Raw genomic sequence first — 3915 nt, 5'->3', positions numbered from 1 at the left:
AGGCGCTGGTGAGGAGGTAATCATTACAGCGGGTCCAAAGGAAGGCGGGTCACAAGCGATTGTATACAGATTCCAGTTGAAGAAATGGTTCACTAACATGGGAGATAGAACGATGACTTGGGAAGATTCGAAAGCGTCCGTTAGCAGCGGATTCAGGATGCCCCGTAAGGAAGAGGTGATGTCCAACGGAGGAATTAGCTATCGCCTCGTAGGAACGATGATTTCAGAATGGGGAGGTCTACACAAATACGGGCAAGACATATCGGGCTGGAGAATGAGCAAAGAAGGACAAGACTACAGCTATTATTGGGTGGACGCCCCACTACCACGAGAATGCCACGACATGGACCCATACAAGTACAAAGCGCAGGTTTATTTCTTAGAGTCGCGCTATTCGGCGTTCACATCCGAGAGCTGCATGCTCAAGGAAAATAAAGCGTATGTCATGTTAGTTCGCGACTTATAGGCAAGTGGCCAGACTAGTTCCGCAACAGGTCGAAGCAGTTGGCCCGCGACGCAGTTCAAGGTTCAGAATAGGAAGCGAACGCGCTGCCGGTCTTACCGCGCCAAAAACAGCTTGAGGAGACCAGGGCGGGGTCCAGTGAATAGCCGGGCCTCCCCAGTTCAGGTGCTGCTGGCAAAATATGCGCACCAACTGCCAAACTCTGACCGCGCGGTACTAAGGCCCGGACCCACCGTCTGCGGTACTGTGCCATCCGGGCTACCTGATCGTGCGGACTCAGGTTCCGGATTTGCTCATAAAGCCGGCGGCACTGCTGGCGGTGCTTACTCACGGCGCGGGGTGCGATGGTCAGCACCCCGCCCGTCTTAAACCATAATCCCATCCAGTCAAATCCTTGGGCGGTGTAACCCAATTGCGTTTTGTCCGGATGAAGGGTGAAGCCGTATTCCGTCATCAGCTGCTTCAGGTCACGCACCGCCCGCCGCAACAGCCAGCGAGTCGGGGCTAGGATAAGGAAGTCGTCCATGTAGCGGGCGTAGCGGACACGCGGTTGATGTTTTTCAAAATGGAGGTCTGTCTCATACAGGTGAAAGGCAGCCAGTAGCGGACTCAGGGCGGCACCCCGGCTGATCCCTCTGCGCGGGGTGTGGAAGTTTCCGCCCTGCTCCACGCTGTAGTTTAGGAACTGCCAGAGGAGGTTTAGCAGGACCGGATGGCTAACGTGCCGGCAGAGTTGGTCGTACAGCCGGGTTTTGTCAATGCTGGCGTAATAGCCTTTTATATCTGTGCGAAACACAAAGGGGGCTCGTCGTTCACGGAGGTGGTGGTCGACGCGCAGGACGCTCTGCCGCCCGCCGCCGTGGCCCCGGACGTGCTCACAGAGTGGATGCGCCGGTAGCTGCATTTCCAGCATGCTGGTGAGCATTTTCAGGACCAGGGCATCGGATGAAGACCAGAGGGCAACGGACTCACCGGAGGCCTTTTTCACAACCTGTAACGGAGACAGGACATATGATCGGGTATTGACGGAGTTGAGGATGTGCTCTTGCGCCTGCGGCCAGCGAAAGCGCAGATCCCATATGTCGGCGTTATCGGGATAATGAGCGCGTCGACGAACTAGCCACTGATACGCATTCTCGATGTGAGCAGGTGTGAAACAGGGTGTGGTCATCTGAGGACGAAAGCGAGGCGGCATAGTAAGTGTGGGTGAGGTAAGCTTTTGTTAAAGCAGAGACGTGGTTCAGTTTCATAACGTTCAGCGTAATCAAAGCGCAGTGTTTTGTCATTTTTATTTCCCAAGCAGTAATGCTGCAGAGTATTGTTGAATAAATAGATGTTTTCGAAAACGAGTTTTCGATTGACGCCGCTTCACCTAATGCGGGGAGTATCCTCAATAAATATTGAAGAAGAACTGCTGTTGATTGCCCATCCGATAAAAGTTGACGAGGGCCTTTAGGTGTTAAAATTGATTGATGCGATTTTTTATTCTCCGCTTTAAACTTCCTGACTGTGCGCAATGGCTTATTGAGTATTGCGTGGGGGGGGGCGTTGGCTGATGCGCCTGCCATTATTTGTGTGTGTGGGGGGGGGGGCTGAAAATCAACGAGGGTAAAGAAGATGTGAACAAAGTAATCATGGCGATGCAGCCTTCTGTTTGATTGTATTCATGCTGAATATGTTATCTGTGACTTTTGCTGCTAATGATTTCTGGGCAATAGTCAGGTGATTTCGATAGATGATGCATTACGCAAACATAATCCAAAACTCGAAATAAGAGGCGAGCTCATGGCTGGTACTGAAAGAAACAATAAAAAGATAAATATCACAGAACTGAAAAGTGCCTTTAAAGAAGGCGCCATTCCCAATGAACAGGATTATGGCAACCTTATTGACCTGGCTGCTGTTGGGGGAAAGGTTCTGGGCGCAACTGAAGAGGATGCGACTGCCCTGCACCTAGGGGATGGCTTGAAGTATGTCGGTGGCAAACTCGCTATCCTTCCTACTCCTGCCGGTGGTGTCTTGGTCAATAAAGAAGGTGTCTCGGTCAAGGTAGATGGCAATTCGCTGGCGGCGACAGAGAAGGGCGTGGCGCTGAAGCTGCATCAAAACGGTGGGTTGGCTGTTGATGACAACGGGCTGCATATCAAGACGGGCGCGGGGTTGAAAACGGATAAGGATGGCGTGACCGTCGCGATTGCCCCCGAATGCGGATTAACGATGAAGGACAATAAGCTGGCGGTAGAGCTATCTCAGGCATCAGGCCTTGCCTTTGATGATAAAGGCGCCTTGAAAGTTAACGTCAATACGGAAGAAAAAAACAACTACATTACATCGACCGATAAAGGCCTGGCGATTACAGTTGAGGGCGTCACAAAAATTAAAGAGGCCCTTAAAGAAGTTTCACTGACGGCGTTAGAGAGAGCCGTCAGAGGAACCGGCAGTGGCGCTAAAGATAATGATAAAGCGGATGGCGAGGTAGAAACCCAGATTTCACAAGCACTGATTAATGCCTATCAAAAGCGGCGCAGTGAAGAGTTGGTCACGCTCCCCGCCATCAATGTGTTGCCGCAGCTGGCTAAAAAAATCAACCTGAAAGAAACGCTGCAAGAGGAATTGAAAAAAAAACCGAAAGGAATTCCTGAGGGGGTGACATTTTATGCGCTCATAAAAGGAAATGATGACAAAACACTTTGGGATAGCATCGTTGAGGTGTTTACTCTCGATGGGGTGTTACATCTTACACAGAAAGCGGGTGGCGATATCCACATTCTTGGGTTAGGCGCTTCGCACGATAAAAAAGGGCCGTTCCCTGTGATGGTCGAGTTGCCGCTTAATGTAGCTACTCCTGCGGTAAGTGGTAAATCGACGTTTGCCCTAGATAATAATGCTTATCGTACCGGAGTGGATATGACCGTTAACGTTGTCCTCAAGGATAAAGATGATAAGTTAGTAACAGGTCTGAAAGAAATAATGTCAACCTATGTTGATGTGCCTAATGGCAAAGAACGCACCTGGAGTGAGTCGGAGTCAGGGCATTACTCTGGTGTCTATCAGGCGGGTGTTCACAGCGATGAAGAGACTGAGTACTATAAGGCAAGCCTGCAATTACCCGGGTGGTCTGATGAGAATAAAAAGGAATCAGCCGAGTATTATATATTCGCTGCCCCGGCGGTGAGGGATAATAAGGTGACCATCAAGGGAAGTGGTCAGGTTGGTCAGAAACTGTATGCCGCGTATGAGTTTGTGGCGAACGGTACGGGTGATGATGACTCGGCTGTCAAGTGGCAGTATCGGACCAGTGACGGGGGGTGGAAGAACTTTGCCTCTACAGGCAAGTTCGATGGAAACGTCTACACACCGGGAAGTGATGATGTGGGGGACGTGGTGCGCGCCTGCGTCACCCCTAAAGGCAAGGAGCAAAGCATCAAGGGAAGTGAGGCTTGTGTTGCCGA

2 protein-coding genes and 1 pseudogene are annotated in these 3915 nt (G+C 51.0%); 2 read left to right on the top strand and 1 reads right to left on the bottom strand.

Features of this window, described 5'->3' with window-relative positions; all coding sequences use genetic code 11:
• Window positions 1-466, top strand: a pseudogene (locus tag GT753_RS25785) (hypothetical protein); the annotation flags it as partial.
• Window positions 467-521: 55 nt separating this feature from the next.
• Here the strand turns inward: GT753_RS25785 and GT753_RS25560 are convergent.
• Entirely contained in the window at window positions 522-1634 is a 1113-nt protein-coding gene (locus tag GT753_RS25560; RefSeq protein WP_160126140.1) for a reverse transcriptase domain-containing protein, read from the bottom strand.
• Window positions 1635-2248: 614 nt separating this feature from the next.
• Here GT753_RS25560 and GT753_RS25555 point away from each other — a divergent pair.
• Window positions 2249-3915, top strand: a 1667-nt coding sequence (locus GT753_RS25555) for a hypothetical protein (RefSeq protein WP_160126139.1), incomplete at its 3' end; no start/stop codon positions are given.

This window comes from Serratia sp. Z4 (genome assembly GCF_009900725.1).
GTDB lineage: Bacteria > Pseudomonadota > Gammaproteobacteria > Enterobacterales > Enterobacteriaceae > Serratia > Serratia nematodiphila.
This window is presented reverse-complemented; position numbering and strand designations above follow the sequence as displayed.